Origin of the sequence: Cryobacterium sinapicolor (assembly GCF_004403465.1) — a bacterium.
Taxonomy (GTDB): domain Bacteria; phylum Actinomycetota; class Actinomycetes; order Actinomycetales; family Microbacteriaceae; genus Cryobacterium; species Cryobacterium sinapicolor.
Map to the genome: position 1 here is coordinate 43,889 of NZ_SOGQ01000042.1, position 25,815 is coordinate 69,703.

The 25,815-nt window shown below is 66.3% G+C and carries 25 protein-coding genes, 1 tRNA gene and 1 pseudogene; 20 read left to right on the forward strand and 7 right to left on the reverse strand.

What is annotated here, in order from left to right; genetic code table 11:
• Window positions 1–17: 17 nt before the first annotated feature.
• The 6 genes from E3T28_RS08630 (at window position 18) to E3T28_RS08655 (ending at window position 5,964) form a co-directional block, all read left to right on the forward strand.
• Window positions 18–1,010: a nitrilase-related carbon-nitrogen hydrolase gene (locus tag E3T28_RS08630; protein WP_134429793.1), complete on the forward strand. Its 993-nt coding sequence runs from the start codon at window positions 18–20 to the stop codon at window positions 1,008–1,010.
• Entirely contained in the window at window positions 1,007–2,065 is a 1,059-nt protein-coding gene (locus E3T28_RS08635; RefSeq protein WP_134429795.1) for an agmatine deiminase family protein, read from the forward strand. Before E3T28_RS08630 ends, E3T28_RS08635 begins: the two co-directional genes overlap by 4 nt.
• A gap of 116 nt (window positions 2,066–2,181) precedes the next feature.
• Window positions 2,182–2,682 carry a CarD family transcriptional regulator gene (locus E3T28_RS08640; RefSeq protein WP_134429797.1) on the forward strand — a complete coding sequence of 167 codons (501 nt, stop codon included), beginning with the start codon at window positions 2,182–2,184 and terminating at the stop codon, window positions 2,680–2,682.
• A gap of 125 nt (window positions 2,683–2,807) precedes the next feature.
• The gene (locus E3T28_RS08645; RefSeq protein ID WP_241979243.1) at window positions 2,808–4,139 is read left to right on the forward strand and encodes an FAD-binding oxidoreductase; all 1,332 of its coding nucleotides are present in this window, start codon (window positions 2,808–2,810) and stop codon (window positions 4,137–4,139) included.
• Window positions 4,136–5,473 (forward strand): class I SAM-dependent methyltransferase, encoded by a 1,338-nt coding sequence (locus E3T28_RS08650; protein WP_134429801.1) that lies wholly within the window; start codon window positions 4,136–4,138, stop codon window positions 5,471–5,473. Before E3T28_RS08645 ends, E3T28_RS08650 begins: the two co-directional genes overlap by 4 nt.
• 182 nt (window positions 5,474–5,655) lie before the next feature.
• Window positions 5,656–5,964: a hypothetical protein gene (locus tag E3T28_RS08655; protein ID WP_134429803.1), complete on the forward strand. Its 309-nt coding sequence runs from the start codon at window positions 5,656–5,658 to the stop codon at window positions 5,962–5,964.
• Between the two features lie 117 nt (window positions 5,965–6,081).
• Here E3T28_RS08655 and E3T28_RS08660 read toward each other — a convergent pair.
• Window positions 6,082–6,164, reverse strand: a tRNA-Leu gene (locus E3T28_RS08660).
• Window positions 6,165–6,280: 116 nt separating this feature from the next.
• Between E3T28_RS08660 and E3T28_RS08665 the strand changes: the two genes are divergently transcribed.
• From E3T28_RS08665 to mshC, 3 genes are read left to right on the forward strand one after another with little or no spacing between them, the layout of a single operon-like run.
• The gene (locus E3T28_RS08665; RefSeq protein ID WP_134429805.1) at window positions 6,281–7,606 is read left to right on the forward strand and encodes a M20/M25/M40 family metallo-hydrolase; all 1,326 of its coding nucleotides are present in this window, start codon (window positions 6,281–6,283) and stop codon (window positions 7,604–7,606) included.
• A gap of 18 nt (window positions 7,607–7,624) precedes the next feature.
• The gene (locus E3T28_RS08670; protein ID WP_134429807.1) at window positions 7,625–8,479 is read left to right on the forward strand and encodes an undecaprenyl-diphosphate phosphatase; all 855 of its coding nucleotides are present in this window, start codon (window positions 7,625–7,627) and stop codon (window positions 8,477–8,479) included.
• Window positions 8,480–8,492: 13 nt separating this feature from the next.
• Window positions 8,493–9,767 carry a cysteine--1-D-myo-inosityl 2-amino-2-deoxy-alpha-D-glucopyranoside ligase gene (gene mshC / locus E3T28_RS08675; protein WP_134429809.1) on the forward strand — a complete coding sequence of 425 codons (1,275 nt, stop codon included), beginning with the start codon at window positions 8,493–8,495 and terminating at the stop codon, window positions 9,765–9,767.
• Here mshC and E3T28_RS08680 read toward each other — a convergent pair.
• Window positions 9,764–10,757, reverse strand: a pseudogene (locus tag E3T28_RS08680) (proteasome assembly chaperone family protein). The gene mshC and the pseudogene E3T28_RS08680 overlap by 4 nt on opposite strands.
• Before the next feature lie 82 nt (window positions 10,758–10,839).
• On the opposite strand from E3T28_RS08680, the gene E3T28_RS08685 reads away from it, so the two are divergent.
• The 10 genes from E3T28_RS08685 (at window position 10,840) to lnt (ending at window position 21,149) form a co-directional block, all read left to right on the forward strand.
• A complete protein-coding gene (locus tag E3T28_RS08685) occupies window positions 10,840–11,559 on the forward strand; it encodes an HAD family hydrolase (protein WP_370260365.1) in 720 nt (239 codons plus the stop codon).
• Between the two features lie 26 nt (window positions 11,560–11,585).
• The gene (locus E3T28_RS08690; protein WP_134429811.1) at window positions 11,586–12,617 is read left to right on the forward strand and encodes a tRNA (adenine-N1)-methyltransferase; all 1,032 of its coding nucleotides are present in this window, start codon (window positions 11,586–11,588) and stop codon (window positions 12,615–12,617) included.
• A 78-nt stretch (window positions 12,618–12,695) separates the two neighbouring features.
• Window positions 12,696–13,664 (forward strand): FKBP-type peptidyl-prolyl cis-trans isomerase, encoded by a 969-nt coding sequence (locus E3T28_RS08695; protein WP_134429813.1) that lies wholly within the window; start codon window positions 12,696–12,698, stop codon window positions 13,662–13,664.
• 34 nt (window positions 13,665–13,698) lie between these two features.
• Window positions 13,699–14,766: a helix-turn-helix transcriptional regulator gene (locus E3T28_RS08700; protein WP_134429815.1), complete on the forward strand. Its 1,068-nt coding sequence runs from the start codon at window positions 13,699–13,701 to the stop codon at window positions 14,764–14,766.
• The gene (locus E3T28_RS08705; protein ID WP_134429817.1) at window positions 14,763–15,758 is read left to right on the forward strand and encodes a helix-turn-helix transcriptional regulator; all 996 of its coding nucleotides are present in this window, start codon (window positions 14,763–14,765) and stop codon (window positions 15,756–15,758) included. The genes E3T28_RS08700 and E3T28_RS08705 overlap by 4 nt, the downstream gene beginning before the upstream one ends.
• 3 nt (window positions 15,759–15,761) lie before the next feature.
• Window positions 15,762–16,106, forward strand: a complete 345-nt coding sequence (locus tag E3T28_RS08710; RefSeq protein ID WP_134429819.1) for a hypothetical protein — start codon at window positions 15,762–15,764, stop codon at window positions 16,104–16,106.
• Window positions 16,099–16,320 carry a twin-arginine translocase TatA/TatE family subunit gene (gene tatA / locus E3T28_RS17555; protein ID WP_134429821.1) on the forward strand — a complete coding sequence of 74 codons (222 nt, stop codon included), beginning with the start codon at window positions 16,099–16,101 and terminating at the stop codon, window positions 16,318–16,320. The genes E3T28_RS08710 and tatA overlap by 8 nt, the downstream gene beginning before the upstream one ends.
• Before the next feature lie 47 nt (window positions 16,321–16,367).
• A complete protein-coding gene (gene tatC, locus E3T28_RS08720; RefSeq protein ID WP_134429823.1) occupies window positions 16,368–17,120 on the forward strand; it encodes a twin-arginine translocase subunit TatC in 753 nt (250 codons plus the stop codon).
• Between the two features lie 9 nt (window positions 17,121–17,129).
• The gene (locus E3T28_RS08725) at window positions 17,130–19,595 is read left to right on the forward strand and encodes a DEAD/DEAH box helicase (protein WP_134429825.1); all 2,466 of its coding nucleotides are present in this window, start codon (window positions 17,130–17,132) and stop codon (window positions 19,593–19,595) included.
• 9 nt (window positions 19,596–19,604) lie between these two features.
• On the forward strand, window positions 19,605–21,149 hold the full coding sequence (gene lnt / locus E3T28_RS08730; protein ID WP_134429827.1) for an apolipoprotein N-acyltransferase: 1,545 nt from the start codon (window positions 19,605–19,607) through the stop codon (window positions 21,147–21,149).
• A gap of 33 nt (window positions 21,150–21,182) precedes the next feature.
• Here lnt and E3T28_RS08735 read toward each other — a convergent pair whose 3' ends face one another.
• The 4 genes from E3T28_RS08735 to E3T28_RS08750 all read right to left on the reverse strand — a co-directional run bounded on the left by E3T28_RS08735 (window position 21,183) and on the right by E3T28_RS08750 (window position 23,809).
• Window positions 21,183–21,548: an RNA polymerase-binding protein RbpA gene (locus tag E3T28_RS08735; protein WP_134429829.1), complete on the reverse strand. Its 366-nt coding sequence runs from the start codon at window positions 21,546–21,548 to the stop codon at window positions 21,183–21,185.
• A 90-nt stretch (window positions 21,549–21,638) separates the two neighbouring features.
• Window positions 21,639–22,382 carry a glycerophosphodiester phosphodiesterase family protein gene (locus tag E3T28_RS08740; RefSeq protein WP_134429831.1) on the reverse strand — a complete coding sequence of 248 codons (744 nt, stop codon included), beginning with the start codon at window positions 22,380–22,382 and terminating at the stop codon, window positions 21,639–21,641.
• A 6-nt stretch (window positions 22,383–22,388) separates the two neighbouring features.
• On the reverse strand, window positions 22,389–23,318 hold the full coding sequence (locus E3T28_RS08745; protein ID WP_370260373.1) for an SPFH domain-containing protein: 930 nt from the start codon (window positions 23,316–23,318) through the stop codon (window positions 22,389–22,391).
• A gap of 20 nt (window positions 23,319–23,338) precedes the next feature.
• The gene (locus tag E3T28_RS08750) at window positions 23,339–23,809 is read right to left on the reverse strand and encodes an NfeD family protein (protein ID WP_174844006.1); all 471 of its coding nucleotides are present in this window, start codon (window positions 23,807–23,809) and stop codon (window positions 23,339–23,341) included.
• 116 nt (window positions 23,810–23,925) lie between these two features.
• Between E3T28_RS08750 and E3T28_RS08755 the strand changes: the two genes are divergently transcribed.
• Window positions 23,926–24,717 (forward strand): SDR family oxidoreductase, encoded by a 792-nt coding sequence (locus tag E3T28_RS08755; RefSeq protein WP_241979244.1) that lies wholly within the window; start codon window positions 23,926–23,928, stop codon window positions 24,715–24,717.
• A gap of 38 nt (window positions 24,718–24,755) precedes the next feature.
• On the opposite strand, the gene E3T28_RS08760 is transcribed toward E3T28_RS08755, so the two are convergent.
• The gene (locus tag E3T28_RS08760; protein ID WP_134429839.1) at window positions 24,756–25,352 is read right to left on the reverse strand and encodes an HdeD family acid-resistance protein; all 597 of its coding nucleotides are present in this window, start codon (window positions 25,350–25,352) and stop codon (window positions 24,756–24,758) included.
• Window positions 25,353–25,815: the final 463 nt, after the last annotated feature.

Here is a 25,815-nt window from a genome sequence, read left to right on the forward strand (position 1 = left end):
CGCGGGAAGGCCTCCTCATGCTTGTGATCCACGCCCCCGGCATCGCCGAACCACTGACCCGCACGGCGGGCGAGGCCGGGCCGCTGATCCGGGTCGGCCTAGTGCAGCACCGCTGGCACGCCGATCAGGAAACGCTGCGCGCGGAGCTGGCCGACGGCATCCGCCTGGCCGCCGACCAGGGTGCCCGCGTCGTCTTCCTGCCCGAGCTGACCCTGCGGAAATACCCGGCCAACGAGCGCGCCCAGGGTGCGCCGAAGGAGACGGCCGAGGACCTGCTCACCGGACCGACCTTCACCTTCGCGGCCGAGCAGGCCCGCAAGCACGGCGTCGTCGTGCACGCCTCCCTCTATGAGCGGCCGCACGCCGACGACGCCCCGGAGGACCCGCGCGGTTACAACACGGCCGTCATGGTGTCGCCGACCGGGCGACTGCTCGGGCGAACCCGCAAAATTCACATCCCGGTGACCGAGGGCTACTACGAAGACACCTGGTTCCGGTCGGGCCCGGCCGAGGACGCGTACCCCGTGTACGCCCCGGCGGAACTGGGCGGTGCCCGGATCGGGCTGCCCACCTGCTGGGACGAATGGTTCCCCGAGGTGTCGCGACTGTACGGCCTTGGCGGCGCCCAGCTGCTGGTCTATCCCACGGCGATCGGCTCGGAGCCCGGCTTTCCGACCTTCGACACCGAGCCCCTGTGGCGGCAGGTGATCGTGGCCAACGGCATCACCAGCGGCCTGTTCATGGTGGTACCCAACCGTCACGGCGACGAGGGTGATCTGACCTTCTACGGCTCCTCCTTCATCTCAGACCCCTATGGTCGTGTGCTCGTACAGGCGCCCCGTGACGAGTCCGCGGTGCTGGTCGCCGACCTCGACCTGGCGCAGCGGCAGGAGTGGCTCACGTTGTTCCCCTTCCTCGCCACCCGGCGTCCGGACAGCTACGCGGGCCTGACCGCGCCGGTCGACCCGACTCAACCGTTCGGCTCGACCGTGACGGCGGGGGAGTCGTGACCTGGTTGATGCCGGCGGAGTCCGCGCCGCAGGATCGGGTGTGGATGGCGTTCCCGGTGGCCGGCTACACCCTGGGCACGGACGCGGATTCCGCTGACGAAGCGCGCCGCACCTGGGCTGCGGTCGCTCACGCGGCCCTCGATTTCGAACCCGTCACCATGGTCGTCGACCCGGCCGAGATGGGGATGGCTCGTCGGTACCTGTCCGCGGAAATCGAGGTCATCGAGGCGCCGCTCGACGACGCCTGGATGCGCGATATCGGCCCGACCTTCGTTCTGGGCGACGACGGGCAGTTGGGGGCGGTGGACTGGACGTTCAACGGCTGGGGTGCCCAGGACTGGGCGCGCTGGGGCAGGGACGCGGAGATCGGCAGGATCGTCACCGCCGCCTCCGGCGCGACGGGGATCTCCTCGGTTCTGGTGAACGAGGGCGGCGGAATCCACGTGGACGGCAGGGGGACTGTGCTGGCCACCCACACCGTTCAGTTGGATCCGGGTCGAAACCCCTACGTCGACCAGGCCAGGGTCGAGGCCGAATTCGCCCGCACCCTCGGCGCCACCCGCGTTCTCTGGCTGCCCCGCGGCCTGACCCGCGACCAGCAGCGCTACGGCACCCGCGGCCATGTCGACATGGTGGCCGTCCTCCCCTCACCGGGAACCGTGTTGATGCACACCCAGGACGACCCGGCCCACCCCGACTATGCCGTGACCCGGCAGCTCCGCGCCGTGCTCGCCGAGGCGACGGATGCCACGGGCCGTGCCGTAACCATCGTCGACCTGCCGGCCCCGGCCGCGCTGACGGACAAGGATGGCTTCGTGGACTACAACTACGTCAACCACCTCGTCGTCAACGGCGGCGTGATCGCCTGCGGTTTCGGCGAGGAGCGGGCCGACCAGGCCGCGCGGGAAATTCTGGCCAGGGCGTACCCAGGCCGAACGGTCGTGTCGGTCGAGGCGCGGCCATTGTTCGAGCGAGGCGGGGGCATCCACTGCATCACCCAGCAGCAGCCGTCGGCCGGATTGCACACCACGCCACAGCACGCCGCACCACGATGATGGCCGCAAGGTGAACATTCAGGGGACTGTGGCACGATTGACAGGTTGGCCATCGGGAATTCGGCTAGTCGGCGCCACCGGGACGCCGCATGCAGCACGATCTGAATCGAGTGAGTTTGAAGTTCATTGTTGGGGAAACCCTCGTCTACCCGCACCACGGTGCGGTCACCCTTACCGAGCTCTCCACCATAACCCTGAAGGGCGTCGAGCAGCCGGCGATGACGCTGCGCGTGCATTCGTCGCAGCTCACCATCCAGCTTCCCATCGCGAATGCGGGTCTCGTCGGAGTGCGTGACGTCATCGATGCCGCGGGGCTGGAAGAGGTCTACAAGGTTCTGCGTGAGCCGTTCACCGAGGAAGCCACGAACTGGAGCCGCCGGTTCAAGGCCAACCAGGAAAAAATGGCGAGTGACAGCGTGACCCGCGTCGCCGAAGTCGTCCGGGACCTGTGGCGCCGTGAACAGGACGGCGGCGTGTCCGCCGGTGAGAAGCGGATGCTCGCCAAGTCACGTCAGCTGTTGGAGTCCGAGCTGGCACTGGCGCTGGGAACATCACCGGAGGACACCGTCCTGGCCTTGGACGAAGTCCTCTCCGGAGCCCTCACCGAAGCGGTGTAGCCCTGCACGGTTGTCCGCGGGGATCGGATGCGTCGCCGCCGGCCAGTGCGGTCGTGGTGACCGAGTACTAGTTTGTTGGCGTGTCCCCTCCCGCGATCGATCTCCGCACCGCGCACGCGGCCGGCGTGGAGCGCCTCCTCGACAGCTATCGGGCGGTGCCGCCGTCGGCCTCCGTGCGGCTCGCCAAGCGCACTTCTAATTTGTTCCGCTCCCGGGCGCAGGCGCACGCCGTTGGCCTGGACGTGTCGGGTCTGACTCGTGTGATCGCCGTCGATCCGACAGCGCGCACCGCGGACGTGGGCGGCATGTGCACCTACGAAGATCTGGTGGCCGCGACGCTGCCCCACGGTTTGACACCGCTGGTGGTGCCGCAACTGAAGACGATCACCCTGGGCGGCGCGGTCACCGGCCTCGGCATCGAGTCGACGTCCTTCCGTAACGGTCTGCCGCACGAGTCGGTACTGGAATTGGACATCCTCACCGGGGCGGGAGAGGTGGTCACCGCCTCGCCCGTCGAGCACGAAGACCTCTACCGCGCCTTCCCCAACTCGTACGGCACGCTCGGCTATGCGGTGCGCCTATGCATTGAACTGGAACCGGTACATCCTTTTGTCGCGCTTCGGCATCTGCGGTTCCACTCGCTCACCGACCTGGTCGCGGCGATTGATCGCCTCACCGTGACCGGCGCAGGGGACGGTGAGCGCGTGGACTACCTTGACGGCGTGGTGTTCAGTGCCGACGAGAGCTACCTGACTGTGGGTACCCAGACCACGACATCCGGCCCGGTGAGCGACTACACCGGACAACAGATCTACTTTCGCTCCATTCGGCACGATGACGGCATCACGCACGACCGGCTCACGATCCACGACTACCTGTGGCGGTGGGACACGGACTGGTTCTGGTGCTCGGAGGCGTTCGGCGCTCAGCGTCCGTGGATCCGCCGACTCTGGCCGCAAACGTTTCGGCGCAGCAGCTTCTATTGGAAGTTGATGCGCTTCGAGCGGCGATTCCGGATCGGGGATCGCATCGAACGACTACGCGGCCGTCCACCCCGCGAACGCGTCGTGCAGGACGTCGAGGTGCCGATCGAGGGGTGCGCGGATTTCCTGGACTGGTTCCTCGCCACGGTGCCGATCGCGCCGATCTGGCTGTGCCCGCTGCGGCTGCAGGGGGATAGCTGGCCGCTCTATCCGATGGCGCCGCAGCAGACCTACGTCAACATCGGTTTCTGGTCCACGGTGCCGCTGGGGTCCTCCGACGGGGAGACGAACCGTCTGATCGAACGCACGGTCAGCAACTTTCACGGGCACAAATCGCTGTATTCCGAGTCCTACTATTCTTCGGAAGAATTCGACGAACTCTATGGCGGTGAAACCTATCGCACCGTGAAGAGGCGGTATGACCCCGATTCACGACTCCTCGACCTCTTCGCGAAGGCGGTGCAACGACGATGACCACGTACAAGGGACATCCGCCGGAGAAAGCGGAAACGGCAGGGAGGTCGGTCACACCGGGAAAGCTCACACTTGCCCAGATCCTGGAGATCCTTGCCGGCGGACGCCTCCCGCTCAGAGTCACCGCCTACGACGGCAGTTCGGCCGGTCCGATGGACGCACCGCTGGGGCTCGAGTTGAAGACGCCGCGCGGCACGACCTATTTGGCCACGGGCCGCGGCGATCTGGGTCTGGCTCGCGCCTACATCGCCGGCGACCTTGCAGTGCACGGGGTGCACCCCGGCGACCCCTACGAGCTGTTGAAGGCTCTCGCCGGCGAACTGGTCTTCACGCTGCCCTCGCCGCGAGTGACGGCCAGCATCCTCCGCTCCATCGGCGCCCGGCACCTCCGCCCCATCGCGCCGCCGCCGCAGGAGGGGTCGCCGCGCTGGCGCCGCGCCGTCGGGGGACTCCGGCACAGCAAGATCCGAGACGCGGAAGCGATCCATCACCACTACGACGTGTCGAACAGCTTCTACGAATGGGTTCTCGGGCCGTCGATGACCTACACCTGTGCGTGCTACCCGGACCCCGAGGTGTCGCTCAACGAGGCACAGGAGAACAAGTACCGGCTGGTGTTCGAGAAGCTGCGGCTCGGGCCGGGCGACCGGCTGCTCGACGTCGGATGCGGCTGGGGCGGCATGGTGCGCTACGCAGCCCGCCGCGGAGTCGCGGCCACCGGCGTGACGCTGTCGGAACAGCAGGCCGCGTGGGCCCGGCAGGAAATCGTCGAGGAGGGTCTGACCGCCCTGGCCCAGGTGCGCCACGGCGACTACCGCGACGTCGCAGAGACAGGTTTCGATGCCGTGTCGTCGATCGGGCTGCTTGAGCACATCGGAGTGCGCAACTATCCGTCGTACTTCGGCTTCCTGCAATCCCGGCTGCGCCCCGGCGGATTGCTGCTCAACCACTGCATCACCCGGCCGGACAACCGCTCCGAACCGTCCACGCGCGGGTTCATCGACCGCTACGTCTTCCCCGACGGGGAGCTTGCCGGCTCGGGCCGCGTCATCAGCTCGGCACAGGACGTCGGCCTGGAGGTGGTGCACGACGAGAATCTGCGCCTGCACTACGCGCTGACCCTGCGCGACTGGTGCGGCAATCTCGTCGAGCACTGGGATGAGGCCGTCGCCGACGTGGGGCTGCACACCGCAAAGGTGTGGGGGCTGTACATGGCCGGGTCACGACTCGCGTTCGAGACGGGAGGGATCCAGCTGCATCAGATCCTGGCGGTCAAGCCTGAAGCAGATGGCGATGCCGGCGATCTACCGCTGCGACCGTGGTGGACGCCCTAGTTGACGGTGTTTACGTCTGGCCACGTTCAGGTCGCGTGCTCCGGCACGACTTTGGCCGTTTCTCTCCGTGTGTTCGACGTCCGTTGTCCCGATGGGAGCCGAGGAGTACTTTCTTCAGAGGCGGGGCGGGATGCTGGCTCACCCGATGCCAGTCGGGCCGTCCCTTGTTGAAAGGAAGACTCATGAAACGCATAGTGCTTGGGTGCGTTGTCGCCATCGGACTCATCTTCGTGGGCGCCACTTCAGTTCAGGCTGGAGAGACCAGTGGCAACGGCAGTCCGGTGCCCGGTGCAGGGAAAGCCAGTTCGGCCTGCGCCTATTCGGGCCGAGACCTCCCCGACGCGCAAGAGAACCAGCCGCCCGAATTCAACGACGACTTCGTCACGGACGGGCGCGTCCAGAGTTACGGGCGGTACGTCAGCCACGGCTTCAAAGACCTGGTGCCCAGCCCGGGCGTAGCCTGCCGCGGCAACGTGGAGTTCGAGGAATAGGCTGCGCAACCTGTGGTTCATTCCAGTTTGGGCAATAAAATAGGCCACACAATCGAAACCGATTGTGTGGCCTATTCACCGTGCGAAATCCGGAGATCAACCGGTTTTGTTATTGTGTGCCCGAGGGGGGACTTGAACCCCCACGCCCATAAGGGCACTAGCACCTCAAGCTAGCGCGTCTGCCATTCCGCCACCCGGGCCGGGTGTTTCAGCAGTCGTTCCCGGCCGCCGAATAGATAATCTAGCACGGATTTTGCGGCCCTCCCGCCGCGCCCATCGTCACCGTTCGGCGAAGAGGCCCGGTAGCGTGACAGGCATGCTTTCCACTGCTGACAACACCCCGGCCGACGATGCACTGGACCTCACGGCCACGATCGCCCGCGATCTCATCCGTTTCGACACAACGAATTATGGTGAGGGCCGTTCGAACGGTGAAACGGATGCCGCCGAGTACGTCGAGGCGAACCTGCGGGCTCTGGGCCTGGCCCCGCGGCTGTTCGATTCCGAACCGGGGCGCACGAGTGTCGTCGTGCGCGTACCGGGTCGCGACAGCAGCCGCGGCGCGCTCGTGGTCCACGGCCACCTCGACGTCGTCCCCGCCGACCCGGACGCCTGGTCGGTGGACCCGTTCGCCGGCGTGATCAAGGACGGACTGCTGTGGGGCCGCGGAGCCGTGGACATGAAGAACATGGATGCCATGATGCTCGCGTCGCTCCAAGACATCCTCGGTTCCCACCAGGAACCGGCCCGGGACCTGGTCGTGGCGTTCTTCGCCGACGAGGAGGCCGGGGGAGTGCTCGGCTCGCACTACCTCGTCGACACCCACCCGGAGCTCTTCCATGGTGCCACCGAGGCCATCAGCGAGGTCGGCGGGTATTCGATCACGCTCGGCGGCCAGCGCGCCTACCTGCTGCAGACGGGCGAGAAGGCCCTGATCTGGATCAAGCTGGTGGCGCGGGGCGACGCAGCCCACGGATCCCGGCTGATCCACAACAACGCCGTGACCCGGCTGGCCGAGGCGGTCGCCAAGGTCGGTCGGCGCGAGTGGCCCATCCGACTGACCGACACCACCACGCAGCTGCTGACGGAGCTGGCCCGGGTGCTCGGCGTCGACCCGCAACGTGTCGGTCCCGACGAACTGGCCCTCGCCACCGGCACGGCCTCCGGCTTCATCCAGGCGAGCCTGCGCACCACGACCAATCCCACCGTTCTGCAGGCCGGGTACAAGCACAACGTCATCCCGGACCGGGCCGAGGCGCTCATCGACATCCGCACCCTGCCCGGAGACGAGGACGCCGTGCTCGCCGAAGTGGCCGCGCTGGTCGGCCCCGACATCGAGATCGTGATCATGCACCGCGACATCGGCCTCGAGACAGAGTTCGGCGGGCCCCTCGTCGACGCCGTCGTCGAGACCCTCGGCCGGCACGATCCGGGCGCCCCCGTGCTGCCCTACCTGCTCTCCGCCGGCACGGACAACAAGGCCCTCAGCACCCTCGGGATCAAAGGCTACGGCTTCGCCCCGCTCAAGCTCCCCGCCGACCTTGATTTCCCGGCGATGTTCCACGGGGTCGACGAGCGGGTGCCTCTCGACGCATTAGTGTTTGGCAGGCGGGTCCTGACCGACCTGCTCTCGAACTACTGATCAGCAAAAGGGCTTTTTGTGAACTTCATCGACGCACTCATCTTGGGACTCGTGCAGGGACTGACCGAATTCCTCCCGGTCTCCTCCAGCGCCCACATCCGCATCATCGGGGAATTCCTGGGTACCGGCGGCGACCCGGGAGCCCGTTTCACCGCCATCATCCAGATCGGCACCGAGGTCGCCGTGGTGATCTTCTTCTGGCGAGACATCGTGCGCATCATCGGCCAGTGGTCCAAGTCCCTTGTCGGCAAGGTTCCGCGCGCCGACCCGGATGCGCGAATGGGCTGGCTGATCATTCTCGGGTCTCTGCCCATCGTGGTGCTCGGCCTGCTCTTCCAGGATCAGATCGAGTCATCCCTGCGCAACCTGTGGATCACCGCCAGCGTGCTGATCGGCTTCGGCGTTCTGCTCGGCATCGCCGACTACGTCGGGGCCAAGCGCCGCCGGCTGGGCGACCTCACCGTGCCGCACGGCGTCGTCTACGGCTTCGCCCAGGCGCTCGCGCTGATCCCCGGCGTTTCCCGCTCGGGCGGCACCATCACCGCCGGCCTCTTCATGGGCTACGAGCGTGCCGCCGCGGCACGCTATGCCTTCCTGCTGGCGATCCCGGCAGTCCTGGGCAGTGGGTTCTACCAGATGTACAAGGCGATCGCGAAGCCGTGCCTGGACGGCGCGACCAACTGCACGCCGGAGATCTTCGGGCCGTGGGACACCCTGGCGGCCACGGTCGTCGCCTTCGTGGTGGCCCTCTTCGTGATCAAGTTCTTCATGGGCTACATTTCCAAGCACAGCTTCCTCCCGTTCGTGATCTACCGCATCGCGCTCGGCCTCGTGCTGATGGTCCTACTGGTGACAAACACCATCTCCGCCTAGTTAGGCTAGGACGATGCGTGCCTGGAAACGACCCGAAGTTCCGCGACTCCCCGGACAGTCGGGCCCCCCCTGGCTGCACGACACCGCCACCGCGGCCCTGATCGAGGCCCGGCCCAACGACGTCGCCCGCCTGTACGTGTGCGGGATCACCCCCTACGACGCCACGCACCTCGGCCACGCGGCCACCTACCTGGCGTTCGACACTCTGCAGCGGGTCTGGCTGGATGCCGGTTACCGCGTGCACTACGCGCAGAACGTGACGGATGTCGACGACCCGCTCCTCGAGCGAGCGGCGGCCACCGGCGTCAACTGGAAAGCTCTCGCCGAGTCGCAGGTGGACCTGTTCCGTACCGACATGGAGGCTCTGGCGATCATCCCGCCGAACGACTATGTCGCCGTCACCGAGGTCATCGACGAGATCGCGGTTGCCGTGGCCCAGCTCTGGGACGCTGGCCTCGCCTACCCGGTCCCCGTGGAACCGGCCGCCGAGGGCGCACCCGAGCCGACGGATCCTGCCGGGTCCGACATCTATTTCGACATCGAGGCCGCCCAGCGTGCGAGCTCGTGGACGCTCGGCGACGAGAGCAATCTCAATTCGGACGCCATGCTCACCCTGTTCTCCGAACGCGGCGGAGATCCGGACCGCCCGGGCAAGCGGGACGTGCTCGACCCGCTGCTCTGGCGCACGGCCCGCCCGGGAGAGCCGACCTGGGCGTCGCGCGTCGGTTCCGGCCGCCCAGGCTGGCACATCGAGTGTTCGGTCATCGCCCTGAAGGAACTCGGCACGGACTTCACGGTGCAGGGCGGCGGCAGCGACCTGATCTTCCCGCACCACGATATGAGTGCGGGGCACGCGGCAGCCCTGTCCGGGCATCCGCTGGCCGGCGTCTACAGCCATACCGGCATGGTCGCCTACCAGGGCGAGAAGATGAGCAAGTCGCTCGGCAACCTCGTGCTCGTGTCCACACTGCGCGCCGAGGGAACCGACCCGCGAGCCATCCGCCTCGCCCTGCTCGACCAGCACTACCGCACCGACTGGGAGTGGACAGACGCCCACCTCCGAGCGGCGGAGTCCCGTCTCGCTGCCTGGACCGGCGCGTTCGGTGCAGCCGCCCCGGCCGGCACCGGGACAGCCCACGAGGTCGTCGCCCAGCTGAGGGCTGCTCTGGCCGCGGACCTCGACACACCCGCGTCACTGGCGGTTGTGGACGCCGCCGCGCACGCAGGGGTCGACGACCCGCCGTTGGTCGCCCTGGCCGTCGACGCGCTGCTCGGCGTAGCTCTCTAGGCCGGGCGGGGCCCGTCGGGCCCCGCCCGGCCCTCGCCGGGGCCGTCCCGCCCATCGCCCCGCTTGCGCAGGTATTTCTCGAATTCCTGCGCGATCGCCTCACCGCTGGCCTCCGGGGAGTCGACCGTGTCCCGGGCCTGTTCGAGCTGTCCGATATAGGCTGCCATCTCGTCGTCCTCGGCGGCCAGCGTGNAGCTGTCCGATATAGGCTGCCATCTCGTCGTCCTCGGCGGCCAGCGTGTCGATGCCGCTCTGCCAGTCCTCGGCCTCGGTGACCAGGTCGCCGCGCGGGATGACGACGTCGATGATCTCTTCAAGCTTGTCGATCAGGGCGAGCATCGCCTTCGGCGACGGCGCGTTGTGCACGTAGTGGGGAACGGATGCCCAGATCGACAGGGTCGGGATGCCGACCTCTTCCGCGGCGATCGCGAGCACGCTCAGGATACCGACGGGGCCTTCGTAGGTGCTGCGCTCGATCTGCAGTTCGGCGCGCACCTGCGGGTTGTCACTGGACACGAAGATGGAGATCGGGCGAGTGTGGGGGACATCGGCCAGCATCGCTCCGAGGAACACGATCCCGCCGACGTCCGCTGCCAGTGCGGCGTCGAGGATCTCCGCGGCGAATCCCTTCCAACTGCGGGACGGTTCCGTTCCGAGAAGCAGATAGATGTTTCCGGCGTTCGTGCCGCTGACCCGCAGCTGCGCGTCGACGGCGAGGGGAACTCCCGCCCCAGCGGGGGTCGTCGGGCCGTAGAGTATGGCGCCCGGCCACTCGAGCTTGCGTCGGCCGTCCTCGCCGCCGGCCGAAATGGTCGGCCGGTTGAACTGGTAATCGAAGTAGATCTCGGGGTCGATTTCCGCGATCGGGGAGACATCCAGCAGGTCCTTCAGGGTGCCCACGGCGCCGGTTGCCGCCTCACCGGCGTCATTCCAGCCCTCGAACGCCACCACCAGGAGGCGCCCGTTGAGGAACCCATTAGCCTCTGTCACTGTCTGAAACCTCTTTCGACGGGGTGCCCCACGTGGCGCACCATCCATCAAGGATAGGCGGTGCCCTCTACACTTGAACTCCGTGAACGCGATCCGAGTCAATTCCCCCCTGCCCGCGGCCGTGCTTTGGGACATGGACGGCACCATCGTGGACTCCGAGCCCTACTGGATGCGCGCCGAGACGGAATTGGTCGAGTCCTTCGGCGGCGTCTGGTCGCACAGCGACGCCATGCTGCTGGTCGGCTCCGGCCTCGAGGGCTCCGCCGTCATCTTGCAGAATCGGGGCGTCGACCTGTCCGGCAACGTCATCGTGCACCGACTCACCAGTCGTGTCCAGGAACTCCTCAGCACCCATGGCGCCCCGTGGCGGCCCGGCGCCCTCGAACTGCTCGCGCAGCTCAAGACCGCCGGCGTTCCCATGGCGCTGGTCACCATGTCGCAGCAACGGATGGCACGCCAGATCGCCGAACTCGTCGGATTCACCGCCTTCGACACCATCATCGCCGGCGATATGGTCACGCACAGCAAGCCGCACCCGGAGGCGTACCTGACGGCTGCCGGGCTGCTTGGAGTCAACCCAGAGCAGTGCATCGCGGTCGAGGACTCCATTCCGGGGATCGCGGCCGCCGTGGCATCCGGGGCCGTCGTCATCGGCGTCCCGCACATGGTGTCCCTGCCCGAGAGCGCGCATTACGACCTGTGGCCGACCCTCGCCGGTCGAACCCTGGATGGCGTCACCGCGCTTTATACCGCCCGACGCGGCTCCGTCGAAAGCTCCCCGGCCCTGACCGACTCCGAATGACCCGAGAACAAGGACGTAACCCACGCATGAGCGACAACCAGGTCATCCAGAACAGCGGACCCTTCCGGATCGGCGACCGGGTGCAGCTGACCGGACCCAAGAACAAACTGAACACGATCACGCTCGAACCAGGCAAGGTCTTCCACACCCACCGGGGCATCCTTGCCCACGACGACATCATCGGCCTCCCCGACGGCTCGGTCGTCACGAACAACGTCGGCGTGGAACACCTCGCCCTGCGCCCGCTGCTCAACGACTTCGTGATGTCGATGCCCCGCGGTGCTGCCATCATCTATCCCAAGGACGCAGCCCAGATCATCGCCCAGGCGGACATCTTCCCGGGGGCGACCGTGGTGGAGGCCGGCGTCGGATCCGGTGCCCTGTCGCTCTGGCTGCTTCGCGCCATCGGCCCTGCCGGACGGCTGGCCTCCTTCGAACGTCGCAGCGAATTCGCGGATGTCGCCCGCGACAACATCGCGACCTTCCTCGGGTTCGATCCCGCCAACTGGAGCATCACGCTCGGCGACCTCGCGGACACGCTGCCCGACACCATGCCGGCCCAGAGCGTCGACCGGGTCGTGCTCGACATGCTCGCACCCTGGGAATGCCTGGGATCCGTCTCGGACGCGCTCAAGCCCGGGGGAGTGCTGCTCTGCTACGTGGCCACGGTGACCCAGCTCTCGCGGGTGGCCGAGGCCATCCGTGCGACCGGTCTGTACACGAATCCGGACTCGAACGAGACCATGGTTCGTGGCTGGCACGTCGAGGGTCTTGCCGTGCGGCCCGATCACCGGATGATCGGACACACGGGCTTCCTGATCACAGCCCGCCGTCTCGCCCCGGACACGATCCTGCCGGAGCTGAAGCGACGGCCGTCGAAGACCGACTTCTCCGATGCCGATGTGGAGGCCTGGACTCCGGGCGCCCTCGGTGAACGGAGTGTCAGCTCGAAGGTCATGCGCAAGCGCGTCCGGATCGCGGAGACCGGCGCAGCCATCTCCAAGGCTCGCGATCTCGACGCGGGGGAACCCGACGACCTCGCACCCGACGCCCGTTAGGATGATGTCGGCCTGCCACTGGCCTCGAATTCGCCCCTGTCCCGCACAATCACTTGCCCCACACTGAAATGAGATCCCGTGCGTAGAGCTCCTGCACTCATCGCCTCCGCTGGCCTGCTGGTCGCGGTCCTGACCGGCTGCAGCACCCCCGTCGACGCCGCGGACTGCGAGGCTTCGGTCTCGGAGGGGGCGGCGTCGAAGCTCGTGTCGGCGTCGGGTGAATTCGGCTCCGCGCCGACGGTGGACTTTCCGACGCCGTTGAAGACGGACACGACTCAGGTCAGCGAGGTCATCGCCGGTACGGGAATCGGCCTCGTCCCGGAACAACTGGTCAAGCTCGACCTCAGCCTGTACAACGGCACAACGGGCGCGCTGATCAGTGAGGGCGAATACGACGGTGCCAACCAGGCCAGCATCGTCCTCGACGACGAGCAGACCCTCCCGGGGCTGGCGTCGGGCCTCGAATGCGCCCAGGTCGGATCCCGGCTGGCCCTCATCGTCTCTCCGGACGACGGGCTCGGCCCGGCCGGCGGAGACGCCAACAGCGGTATCGGTGCCGACGACTCCCTGGTCTTCGTGATCGACGTCGTACGAGCCAACCTGCTTCGGGCCGACGGTGCCAACCAGCCGGTCGCGAGCGGTCTTCCCTCCGTTGTCCTGGCGACCGACGGAACCCCCGGCCTCACGATTCCGTCGAGCGAGCCACCGACCGATCTCAAGATCGGCGTTCTCAAGAAGGGCGCCGGCGAGGAGATCGAGGAAGGCGACACCGCGACTCTGCACTACACGGGCGTGCTCTGGAACGAGAAGACCGTCTTCGACTCCAGCTGGCAGGCCGGGAAACCAGCCGAGTTCCTGATCGCGGACGGATCCAAGACCGAGGGCGGGCTGATCCCCGGGTTCGCCCAGGCCGTCATCGGCCAGACCGTCGGTTCGCAGGTCATCGCCGTCATCCCACCCGATCAGGCCTACGGAGACGAAGCATCGCAGACAATCCCTGCGGGTTCGACGCTCGTGTTCGTCGTCGATATCCTCGGCGTGAACTGAGCCTCGGCGTCGAAGCGGCGGTTAGACTCGCAGCGTGTCGTCCACCACTCAGAAGAACAGCCGCGTTTCGGTAGAAGAACGCCTGTTCAGCCTTGTACTTGCGCTCATCGCAACGGAAATCGGGTTGACCAAGGCCGATATTCTGTCCACAGTCCAGGGGTACCGCCAGCGCTACCTCCCCGGCGGCGACAACTCCAGTCTGGAGCGGCAGTTCGAGCGCGACAAAGACGACATCCGCGAACTGGGCATTCCCCTTGAGGTGGTGGAGCCACCGGACGATCCCGGAAGCAACCACCACCTGCGATACCGCATTCCCAAGGGTCTCTACGAGCTGCCGATGGACGTGGTATTCAGCCCGGACGAGCTGATGCTGCTGAAGCTGGCCGCGACGGTCTGGCGGGAGGGCTCCCTGTCAGCGGAGTCCCGGCGGGCCATGACGAAACTGCACGCGCTGGGCATCGACTCGAGTGATCCCGTGCTCGGCTACTCGCCGTCCCTCCGCGTGCGAGAAGCGTCCTTCGAACCGCTCAGCAAAGCAATGGATCGTGGTCAGGTTGTCGCCTTCCTCTATCTGAAGCCCGGCGAGGCGGCCGCCCGCCGCCGCCAGGTCGAGCCTCGCGCCATGGTGCTGCATGACGGACGCTGGCACCTGTTCGGCACCGACCAGGATGCCGCGGCCACCCGCACCTACCTGCTCTCCCGCATCGTCGGGCCGGTGGTGACCGTTCCCGGCGCGTCATTCGAAGCCCACGGAGAAGGCCAGGGGCAGACTGCCCTCAGCGAGCTCGAGGCGCTGTGGATCGCCAACGTCGCCGTGATCTCCGCCCGGCCGGGGAGCGATGCCGCGTTGCGACTGGCGAAGCGACACGCGCCGGGAGAAATCCCGGCGAACGCGGACGCATCCGCCCTGCATCTGAACTACACCGACCTCAACGTGCTCGCCGATGAGCTCGCCGGCTACGGCCCGGAGGTTCTGGTGCACTCGCCCGCACTCCTACGCGCGGCGGTGCGGTCGAGACTGATCAGCGTGCGGGATGCCCACACCGATTCCGATTCCGATGTGAATCCGCACCCGGACGCGTCGACGGAGGCCGGCGCATGATCGGCGGTCAGGCACTCGGAGCATCCGACAAGCTGACCTTCCTGCTGGCGCTGGTTCCCTTCCTGATGGACCATGACCGCATCAGCGTGACCGAGGTCTCCGAGCACTTCGGGGTGGCACCCGACCGGGTGCGCGACGCGGTCAACCTTATCGCGGTCTCCGGCATCCCGGGGGAGACCCGGCAATATCTGCACGGCGACCTGTTCGATATCCACTGGGACGAGTTCGAAGCCAACGACGTCATCGTGCTCACCCATCTCGTGGCGATCGACGACTCGCCTCGCTTCTCCGCCCGGGAGGCCGCCGCGCTGATCGCCGGTCTGCAGTACCTGTCGTCGCTTCCGGAGAACGCCGACGTCGACGCGATCGCCTCGCTGATGGCGAAACTCACCCGCAGTGCCTCGGCCGCTCCCAGCCAGGTTGCCGTGTCCGGAACGGATGCCCGCAGCAGCATCACGGTCGTACAGGCCGCAGTCCGCGACGGAGTCCAGATCGAGTTCGACTACCTGAATGCCCGTGGCGAGCATGAGCGTCGCCTGGTCGACCCATGGCGCATCCAGTCCGTCGACAGTGACTGGTACCTGCGCGGCTGGTGCCATCTTCGCGAAGCGGCGCGCACCTTCCGCCTCGACCGGATGAGTGATCTGCACGCGACCGACGTGCCGACCAGCCTCCGGTCTGCCGACGCTGGGCCGAGCGAGTCCCTCTTCGAGGGCTCCGCCTCCGACCTCGACGTGACGGTCGAGCTTCCGACGTCGGCCGTGCCGCTGCTCGCCGACTACGCCCCGCACGGTGCCGCCGGTGCGCCGGGGGACCGCGTGCGCCGAACACTGCGGGTGGCGCACTTCCACGGCCTCAAACGTCTCGTCTCCGGCCTCGCCGGAGTCGTGGAAGTGGTTGCCCCTGCCGACGCCCGCGTGGTCGTCCGCGACTGGGCCGCCGCCGGGGCAGCCCGCTATGACGAGGCCGAACCGACTGACGTGGGGAAGTAGACGATGCCCTGGTGGTCGTGGGTTCTGATCTGGACCGGCCTCGTGCTCGGCCTGCTCGCTATGCTGGCCTGGTTCGGGTTCGCCCTGTTCAAGAAGGTCCGGGGGACGGTGAGAGCCCTCCAGGAACTCGGCGATCTGGTCTCGGACGTCACTGGGGGGCAGGAGGCTCCGGCTCCGGACCGATTCCGACCGGCCATCTTCACGGACCTCGCAGACCTCTACTTCGCTCTCGAGCTGGTTCAGCGCGATCGTGGGCAGCGTCGGCAGCGTCGGCGGGATTCCTTGATCGCCAGAGGTAAACTAGTCACAACTCGCCCATTGACCCAGAGGACAGATACTGATGCTTAACAACCTGACCGGATGGCACTTCCTGATCATCCTCGTCATCGTTCTGCTTCTGTTCGGTGCGCCCAAGCTTCCGGCTCTCGCCCGCAGCCTCGGACAGTCGATGAAGATTTTCAAGAACGAGATCAAGAGCGATAAAGAAGATGCCGAGACGACTGGCAGCGCTGACGACTCTTCGAAGGCCGCCGGCACAGCCGACCCGACCACGAAGTCGTAAGTCCCGTGGCGGGGCGAACCCCTCGGCGCACGGCAACTGATGGAAAAATGTCGCTGGGGCAACATCTGCTGGAGCTGCGCAAGCGGCTTTTTCTTGCCGCGGCCGGAATCCTGGTCGGAGCGATCGTCGGCTGGTTCCTCTCCGATTTCGTGTGGGACGCCCTGCGCGAACCCATTTACGCCATCATCGAGGCGCAGGACCGCAAGGCCCAGCTGAACTACCCGGACATCACCAGCGCTTTCGACCTGAAGTTGAAGATCGCCTTCTACGTGGGTCTCGTCGTGTCCAGCCCGGTCTGGCTCTATCAGATCTTCGCCTTCCTGGTTCCGGGCCTCACCCGCGTCGAGAAGCAGTACACCTTCGGCTTCCTGTTCACCGCCATTCCGCTTTTTCTGGCGGGCTGCGCCGCCGGCTGGTTCGTCCTCCCGAACATCGTCGGGCTGATGACGGGGTTCGCGCCCAAGGAAGACGCCGCGCTCATCGTCGCGCAGAGCTACCTCGATTTCGTGTTGAAGCTCATGATCGCGATCGGCGTCGCCTTCGTGCTGCCCGTCTTCATCGTTCTGCTCAACCTGGCTGGCGTGATCAGCGCCCAGTCGATCATCAAATCGTGGCGAATCGCCGTGCTGCTGATCACCCTGTTCACCGCGATCGCCACCCCCGCGGCCGACGTGATCTCGATGTTCCTGCTTGCCATCCCGATGGTGGTGCTCTACTTCGCCGCCTATGGGATCGCGTACCTCCACGATCGGCGTGCCGCCCGGCGTGCCCGTGCCCTCGAACAGGAGCTGGCGCTCTGAGCGCATCCGATGACCTATCTTGAATCGCCCGCGGAACGCTATGCCGCCTCTCGAGCCCGCGCCGGCCGGCCCCGCCTGGAGTCATTCCGCGCCGGGCTCCGCTTCGAATTGGATCCGTTCCAGCTGGCCGCCTGCGCGTCCCTCGAAGACGGCAACAGTGTCCTGGTCGCCGCGCCCACGGGCGCCGGCAAGACCCTGATCGCGGAGTTCGCGATCCACCTGGCGATGCAGAGCTCCCGGAAGAAGGTCTTCTACACCGCCCCGATGAAGGCGCTGAGCAACCAGAAGTTCCAGGAGCTCGTCGCGGAATACGGTGCGGATGCCGTGGGCCTACTCACCGGTGATACAAACGTGAATCCTCAGGCCCGCATCGTGGTCATGACGACCGAAGTGCTGCGCAACATGCTCTACGCCGATTCGGACCTGCTCACGAACCTCGCCTTCGTCGTGCTGGACGAGGTCCACTTCCTCGCCGACAAATTCCGCGGCGCCGTCTGGGAAGAGGTCATCATCCACCTGCCCCAGGATGTGCGCATGGTCTCGCTCAGCGCCACGGTCTCCAACGCCGAAGAATTCGGCGACTGGCTGCAGGCCGTCCGCGGCGAGACGGATGTCATCGTGTCCGAGGAGCGACCGGTTCCGCTCGAACAGCATGCACTGGTCAAGAGCAAAATGCTCGACCTCTTCGACGCGGCCGGGCTGGCCGGGACTCACCGCGTGAACCCGGAGCTGGTGCGGCTGGCCCAATCGGGCGGGCGCGCACCAGCACCCCGCTCGGCGAACGGGCGTCGGGGCGGCGGACGCGACGGAGACCGTGATCGCGGCCGGGGAACCCAGCCGCGCGGCGGTTTCGAACCGGGCCGGATGGATCGCTCCGAGATCGTGCGTCTGCTCGAGGGCAAGCACCTCCTCCCGGCGATCTTCTTCATCTTCAGTCGCGTCGGCTGCGACCAGGCGGTCCGCCAGGTGCTGCGGGCCGGCGTGCGTCTGACCGATGCGCGGGAGCGCGAGGAGATCCGTCAGATCGTCGATGAGCGCTGCCGGACGCTGCTCGACGAGGACCTCGGTGTGCTCGGCTATTTCGAATGGCTCGACGGCCTCGAGCGGGGCGTCGCCGCCCACCACGCCGGCCTGCTGCCTGCGTTCAAGGAGGTCGTGGAGGAGCTGTTCCAGAAGAAGCTCGTGAAGGCTGTCTTCGCGACGGAGACCCTGGCGCTGGGCATCAACATGCCGGCCCGCACGGTGGTGCTCGACAAGCTCGAGAAGTTCAACGGTGAGGCCAGAGTGCCGATCACCCCGGGGGAGTACACCCAGTTGACCGGACGGGCCGGGCGCCGCGGCATCGACATCGAGGGCCACTCGGTGATCCAGTGGGCATCCGGACTCGACCCTCAGACGGTCGCGTCCCTTGCCTCCCGGCGTACCTATCCGCTCAACTCCAGCTTCAAACCGACCTACAACATGACCGTCAACCTGATCGACCAGTTCGGTCGGGAACGCACGCGTGAGGTGCTCGAGTCCTCGTTCGCCCAGTTCCAGGCCGATCGGGCCGTCGTCGATCTGGCCCGTAAGGTACGCCAGCAGGAGGAATCCCTGGCCGGGTTCTCTCTGTCCATGGTCTGCCACCTGGGTGATTTCATCGAGTATTCCGCCATACGCCGGAACCTTACCGATGTCGAGCGCCAGAATGCGGCGGGGGAGACCGGCGCTCGTGCGGCGCGAGAACGCCGCCAGCGCGAGCTCGGCAGCCTGCGCCGCCGCATGCGCGAGCACCCCTGCCATAGCTGCCCGGAGCGCGAGCAGCACGCACGGTGGGCGCAGCGCTGGTGGAAGCTGAAACGCGACACGGATGCCCTGACCCAGCAGATCACGACGCGCACCGGTGCCGTGGCTCGCGTCTTCGACCGCGTGACCGAAGTCCTCGTGGGCTACGGCTATCTCCTCGCGGGTCCCGACGGCACCGTCACGCTCAGTTCGAGCGGCCTCATGCTTCGGCGCATCTACGCGGACCGCGACCTGCTCGTGGCGGAATCGCTGCGCCGGGGCCTGTGGAACGACCTCGATCCAGCGGGTCTGGCCGCCATGGCCTGCGCTCTCGTGTTCGAGCCCCGCCGCGAGGAGGGTCTGATCGACGAACGATACCTGCCCAAGGGTGCCTTCCGTGAGGCCCTGCGCGAGACCCAGGAGTTGTGGAGTCGCCTCGACGACCTCGAACGCGACCACAAGCTTCCCGGCAGTAACCCCCTCGCGGTGGGACTCAGCCTGGCGATGTGGAAGTGGGCGCGAGACGGCTCGCTCATCGACGTCCTGGATGAGGCCGAAATGGCGGCTGGCGACTTCGTGCGGTGGACCAAGCAGACCATTGACCTGCTGGATCAACTCTCCGTCGTGGCCGACGACCCGGTCGGCCGCATGGCTCGTAAGGCCATGGATGCGATCCGTCGTGGGATCGTGGCCTACTCATCGGTCGCTTAGGCTGTTGACGTGATTTCGGGGACCCTCCGGCCGCCGGCCCTCCCGTTGCCGGCCGCTGTTTTGCTCGCGGCCTTGGCCGGGGCCATCCTGGACGCCGGGTTCCCCGATCGCTCGTGGTGGATCCTGGCCCCGGTCGGGGTCTTCCTCATGCTCTTGGCCCTGCTGGGGCGTGGTTTCTGGTCCGGCCTGCTGATCGGGATGGTGGCCGGAGCGTCGTTCTGGTTGATCCATATCAGCTGGCTGACGCTCTATCTCGGGCCCGTGCCGTGGTTGGCGCTGGCCGGTCTTCAGTCAATTTTCTTCGGCATCAGCCTGGCGCTGATCGGCGTCGTGCTCGAAGTGGGGCCGCGGGTGTGGCCGACCACCCTGGGCCGCCTCGGCGTGGTGCCGGTGGTCGTGGCCGGGATGTGGACGGCGCGGGAGGCTCTCGCCTCCGTGTGGCCGTACGGCGGTTTCGCCTGGGGCCGGATGGCCATCTCCCAGTCCGAGAGCCCGTTCAATTCGCTCGTGGCGTGGGTCGGCATGTCGGGGCTCAGCTTCGTCCTGGTCTGGCTCTGCGCCCTGGCCTTGCAGCTGCTTCGCGAAACCCCGGTTCGGTTCACCGTGCGGGCGGGCATCGCCGCGGGGGCGATCGCGGCCCTGCTGGTCGTCCCGGCCTGGCCCATGGTTCAGACGGGCGAGGCACGTCTGGCGGCCGTCCAGGGGGCGTCCGATGCCGGTCTGTTCGCACGCTACTCGCCGGGGCAGATTCTGGCGGATCACACGTCGGCGACCCTGGCCGTGATCGACGAGGACGTCGACTTCGTCGTGTGGCCGGAGAACGCCAGCGACATCGACCCGCTTCGGTCGGCGGATGCCGCGAGGAACCTTGACTTCCTCAGCCGCGAAATGGGCGTGCCGATCATCGCGGGCACGATCACGCAGCGCGACAACAAGTTCTACAACAGTTCCCTACTGTGGCAGGAGGGGGAGGGCGCCGTCGACATCTACGACAAGGTGCACCCGGTTCCCTTCGCTGAGTACATGCCGGACCGGGCGTTCTGGCGGCCGTTCGCCCCCGAACTGATCGATTTGATCGCGCGCGACTACTCCATCGGAACCCGGGACAATGTCTTCGATATCAACGAGATCAGAGCGGGGATCGCAATCTGCTTCGACATTGCCGACGACCAGCTCGTGCAGGAGATGGTGGATGACAGGGCAGAGATCATTCTCGCCCAGACGAACAACGCTGATTTCGGCCGTACCGACGAAAGCGTTCAGCAGCTGGCCATCGCCCGGCTCCGGGCCATCGAGGCCGGGCGCACGGTCGTCAACATCTCGACCGTGGGCACCAGCGCCATCATCACCCCGGACGGAGCCACCCTCGACAGCCTGCCGACCTGGTTGCCCGGGGCGATGGTGCAAACGGTTCCGCTGAGCGACACGGTCACCCCGGCAATGGCGGCGGGGCGGTCACTCGAGTGGCTGGTGTCCGGCATGGGCCTGGCGGGGCTGGTGCTGTGCTCCGTTAACGCACTACGCGCCCGACGGAATCGGGCGCGTAGTGCGTGATTGTGATCAGTTCTGGGCGAGAGAGGCGGCCGGTCAGGCCCCGATCTTCTGCTGTCCGCGACGCTCCCGCAGGAACGTCAGCCGTTCTTCGAGGAGTTCCTCGAGCTCGGCTCGCGTGCGACGCTCCAGAAGCATGTCCCAGTGCGTACGGGGTACTTTCTCGTCGGAGTGGTCGACCGTCACCGGCTTGGAGTCAACCAGCCGGGTTGCTGTCTGTGAACAGAAACGACACTCCCATTCGTCAGGGGCTTCCGCCTCTGCCGAGAAGATCATGACCGTCTCCCGTGCGCACGTTGCACACAAATACGTGTGGCTAACTCGTGGTGAAAAGGTCACGCCCTCTTCGCTTTGAAGGCTTTGTGCGCCTAACCTCATGCCACGCAAACTGCGATCCGCCATCGTGTGGTCTCCTCTCGCGATGCAACTCTCAGGTATAAACCATCAAGCTGGACGTTATCTTTCCGTTATCTGACTTCTCGGAGACAACTCTCAGGTTCGCGCGTTGATGATGGCCGCTGCCAGGTCGCACCGGTCGGTGACGAGCCCGTCGACGCCCAGGTCCAGGAGCCGGATCATGGACTCTGGCTCGTTGATGGTCCAGACGTGGACCTCGACCCCGGCCGCGTGCATGCCGCGGATGAAGCGGGGCGTGAGAATACGAAGAAACCGCACCGACTCCGGCACCTGCACGGCGGCACAGCCCCTCAGGGTGTGCCGCAGGGGAGCCGACCCGCCCAATTCGGCGGCCAGGGCGGCACGCAGCAGGACCGAGGCGGAAGCCGATGTGGCTACCCCGGGGAGCAGTGCCTTCGTTCGACGCCGGCGGGTCTCGGAGAAGGAGGTGATCAGGACGCGATCGATGGCACCGGCGTCATGGACCGCTGCGGCCGTGGGCTCGATCGCTGCCGTCGACTTCACGTCGATGTTGAACCGGGCCTCCGGAAAAGCGTCGAGTCCCTCACGCAGTGAGGCGAAGGACTGCCCCCTGCCGACACCGATCCGACGCAGCTCGGTCATGGTGAGCTGGTCCAGGCGGATGCGGGTCCCCGCCACGTCATGCTCGGCGTCGTGGCTGAGCACCGCGATCCCGTCATCCGTGGCATGGACATCCGTCTCGAGGTGGGTTGCACCGGCGGCCAGCGCATGCTCGAAGGCCAACAGGGTGTTCTCCGGGGCCTCGAGGCAGAGGCCGCGATGAGCGAAGACACGCGGCCCGACCCCCTCGAGGTACATCGCCGCCTACGGCTCCGTGGTGGCGGGGGACTGGCCGGGGGTAGTCGGGACGGAGCCACCCGCGGCGTGGCCGAACGCTGCACCGATGCCGTTCATCGCCGCGGTGAGTTCGCTGGGCACGATCCACAGTTTGTTCGCGCTGCCCTCCGCCAGCTTGGGGAGCGTCAGCAGGTACTGGTACGCCAGCAGCTTGGGATCCGGGTCGCCGTCATGGATCGCCTTGAACACCGTGGTGATCGCCTCGGCCTCACCCTGCGCGCGCAGCACCGCCGCCTTCGCGTCACCTTCCGCCGACAGAATGGCCGCCTGCCGGGCCCCTTCGGCGGTCAGAATCGCTGACTGCTTCGTGCCCTCAGCGGTCAGGATGACCGCGCGCCGGTCGCGCTCGGCTCGCATCTGCTTCTCCATTGAATCCTGGATGGACAGGGGCGGGTCGATCGCTTTCAACTCCACCCGGCCGACTCGGATGCCCCACTTGCCGGTCGCCTCGTCCAGCACAATCCGCAACTGACCGTTGATGTTGTCGCGGCTGGTCAGCGCCTCTTCGAGGTTGAGGCCGCCGACCACGTTGCGCAGCGTCGTCGTGGTGAGCTGCTCGACCGCGCCCAGGTAGTTCGCGATCTCGTAGGTGGCGGCTCGGGCATCAGTGACCTGGAAGTACACCACTGTGTCGATGGAGACCACGAGATTGTCCTCGGTGATCACCGGCTGTGGGGGGAACGAGACGACTTGCTCGCGCATGTCGAGAAGCGGGCGCACCCGATCGATGAAGGGGACCAGAATGTTCAGGCCCGGCTCGAGCGTCTTGTGATACTTTCCCAGACGCTCGACGACGCCGGCATTGGCCTGAGGGATGATCTTGATCGCCCGAATCAAAACGACGACAACGAACACCCCCAGCACCAGGAGCAGGGCGGCAATGAAGATCTGCCCAATGAATTCACCGGTGGAGAGCACTATGTGATGTTCCTTTCCGAGGGGAGAACGACGGCGGTGGAGCCTTCGATCGCGGCAACGCGAACAATCTCACCGGGTTCGGCGGACTGCGAATCGGTGTCGGGGGAGAGGCGGGCGGTCCACGTCTCGCCGTTGGCCAGTTTGACCATCCCGCCCGAAGGACGAACGGTGGACAGCACCTGCGCCGTCATTCCGAGCAGTGCGGCCACGTTGCTGGGGGTGTGATCGGCACCCTGTCTCATCACCCGCAACAGAAACGGGCGGATGAGCAGGATGAGCAGCACTGAAACCACGGCGGCAGTGACGATCTGGAGCCACCACACGGCTCCCAGTAGGTTCGCTCCCAAGCCGGCGAGGCTGCCGACGGCGATCATCAGAAAGGTGAATTCCAGGGACAACAACTCGATGATCACACAGACGAGAATGAAGACGAGCCACACGATCCACAGGTAGTCGGTCAGGTCAGCCATCAGTTTTGGAACCTCTCACGTGACGTTTCCCTTCCGAAGCTATCACCTGGTCGGCGGCGGAAGCCAAGGCAGGCCGCGGGCGAAGCGGGCCGCGCATGTTGCTAGGCTTGCGTGTCGTGAGCACTGCACCCAAAAATCCCCTCGACGCCGGCTCTCTCACCGGTAAACGCGCCCTTGTCACCGGGTCGTCCCGTGGCGTCGGAGCGGCCACGGTCGGCCTCTTCGCCGAGGCGGGCGCCAGCGTAGCCATCAACTTTCGTAACAAGGAGGCACGGGCGATCAAGGTTGCCGATGCCATTCGTGCCGCAGGCGGTACGGCGGTCACGGTCGGAGCAGACCTGACGGATGGTGCATCCGTCGCGGCCATGTTCGAAATCATCCGTGCGGAGTTCGGCGGCCTCGACATCCTCGTCATGAACGCTTCCGGCGGCATGGAGAGCGGCATGGCCGAGGATTACGCCATGCAGCTGAACCGGGACGCCCAGGTCAACCTGCTCAACGCTGCTCGGCCGTTGCTGGCTCCGGGTTCCCGAGTGGTGTTCGTCACCAGCCACCAGGCACACTTCGTCGAGACCACGACGACCATGGCCGAATACGAGCCGGTCGCCCGCAGCAAGCGCGCCGGGGAGGACGCCCTGCGCGCCCTCATCCCCGAACTCGCGGAGGCCGGGATCGGATTCGTCGTCGTATCCGGCGACATCATCGAGGGAACGGTCACCGCTGTTCTGCTCGAGCGTGCCAGCCCGGGCACCATGAACGCCCGCAAGGATGCCGCCGGCCGGCTGTACAACGTCAGCGAATTCGGCGCCGAGGTGGCGCTGGCGGCCGTCGAGGGGGTTCCGGAGAACAACACCCGGTACGTCGGAGACATCGCGGACTACGTCGGCGAAGCCGCCAGCCAGAACTGAACGCGGCCGACACCCGGCCTGGGCAGGTAAGCCGTACGCTACGCCGTGTCGGGCGTGGCCCGCCGGCCTCGGCCGAACATGAACGCCTGCACCAGCTGGACGATCCCGGACAGAACTAGGAACACCCCGCCGATCACGACCAGGATCGTGACCGACTCGACGGGGGAGAAGAGCACCACGACGCCGGCGACGACGGCGATGGCCCCGAAAAGTGTGCCGAACCAACGGCTTGAGTCCGGTGCCGTTTCAACCAGCCCGGCCACACCTTCCACGATCCAGGAGATGCCGATGAGCATCCCGAGAACGGCCAGGGAGTCCAGCGGGTTCCGGATCGCCACGATACCGCCGACGATCAGGAGCACACCGAGCAGGATGTTCAATACCCGACTGCCCCCCGCAGCACCTTTCGTGAGCAATCCTCGGGCCACATGAACGATCCCGCTGATCAGGAAGTACAGGCCGAACAGGACTCCGAGGATGGCGACAGTGGTGTCCGGCCAGACCAGGATCAGGATGCCGACTACGAGGGCGAGCAGGCCGGTCCCGGCGATGGCCAGACGCACACCGCTGATCTCGGATTCGTTGAGCGTTCTCGAATCGAGCGAGAGATCATAGGTCGTAACGGTGCTGGGCATTTCAGCCGCCTCTCGCTTTTAAGTGGAGTGTCTGTTCGTCTACCTGTGTCTGTCGGGAGTTGCGTGACCGACGACCTGCGATGACCGTGTGCGGCACACGATAGTCGACGCTGCCAACCCCGTCCAGACCCCTTCTGAATATGACCGATAATGCACATTATGTCAGTTTGTAGCCGACATCTTCGCATTGGACGCGAATACGCCGGTTCGGTCGACCTCCCCCTCGCGGCGCGGATCTATCCGTCGGCAGGATGGAACTGGAGTGCTGGCAAAGTGGTGCAGTCGTGCATGACTTGGGTGGTGATGTCGCCCGATGTGGCAGTTGAACTGGGGTTTCCTATTCCTGCTTGACATGGATTCGCATTTTATGCGAATGTTTCGCATAAGATGCAAACGTTCGATTTGGCCGCGCCAGGGGTGGTTCCTGCCCATCTCCGATCGAGTGTCGCCGTTCTCAATGCGG

Excerpts from the sequence above, each read along its gene's own strand:
- tatC (WP_134429823.1), top strand. The coding sequence starts at position 16,368 with ATGTCGCTGGGGCAACATCTGCTGGAGCTGCGCAAGCGGCTTTTTCTT.
- mshC (WP_134429809.1), top strand. The coding sequence starts at position 8,493 with ATGCGTGCCTGGAAACGACCCGAAGTTCCGCGACTCCCCGGACAGTCG.
- E3T28_RS08650 (WP_134429801.1), top strand. The coding sequence starts at position 4,136 with ATGACCACGTACAAGGGACATCCGCCGGAGAAAGCGGAAACGGCAGGG.
- E3T28_RS08710 (WP_134429819.1), top strand. The coding sequence starts at position 15,762 with ATGCCCTGGTGGTCGTGGGTTCTGATCTGGACCGGCCTCGTGCTCGGC.
- E3T28_RS08665 (WP_134429805.1), top strand. The coding sequence starts at position 6,281 with ATGCTTTCCACTGCTGACAACACCCCGGCCGACGATGCACTGGACCTC.
- tatA (WP_134429821.1), top strand. The coding sequence starts at position 16,099 with ATGCTTAACAACCTGACCGGATGGCACTTCCTGATCATCCTCGTCATC.
- E3T28_RS08630 (WP_134429793.1), top strand. The coding sequence starts at position 18 with ATGCTTGTGATCCACGCCCCCGGCATCGCCGAACCACTGACCCGCACG.
- E3T28_RS08760 (WP_134429839.1), bottom strand. The coding sequence starts at position 25,352 with ATGCCCAGCACCGTTACGACCTATGATCTCTCGCTCGATTCGAGAACG.
- E3T28_RS08705 (WP_134429817.1), top strand. The coding sequence starts at position 14,763 with ATGATCGGCGGTCAGGCACTCGGAGCATCCGACAAGCTGACCTTCCTG.
- E3T28_RS08740 (WP_134429831.1), bottom strand. The coding sequence starts at position 22,382 with ATGTACCTCGAGGGGGTCGGGCCGCGTGTCTTCGCTCATCGCGGCCTC.
- E3T28_RS08725 (WP_134429825.1), top strand. The coding sequence starts at position 17,130 with ATGACCTATCTTGAATCGCCCGCGGAACGCTATGCCGCCTCTCGAGCC.
- E3T28_RS08655 (WP_134429803.1), top strand. The coding sequence starts at position 5,656 with ATGAAACGCATAGTGCTTGGGTGCGTTGTCGCCATCGGACTCATCTTC.
- E3T28_RS08735 (WP_134429829.1), bottom strand. The coding sequence starts at position 21,548 with ATGGCGGATCGCAGTTTGCGTGGCATGAGGTTAGGCGCACAAAGCCTT.
- E3T28_RS08750 (WP_174844006.1), bottom strand. The coding sequence starts at position 23,809 with ATGGCTGACCTGACCGACTACCTGTGGATCGTGTGGCTCGTCTTCATT.
- E3T28_RS08690 (WP_134429811.1), top strand. The coding sequence starts at position 11,586 with ATGAGCGACAACCAGGTCATCCAGAACAGCGGACCCTTCCGGATCGGC.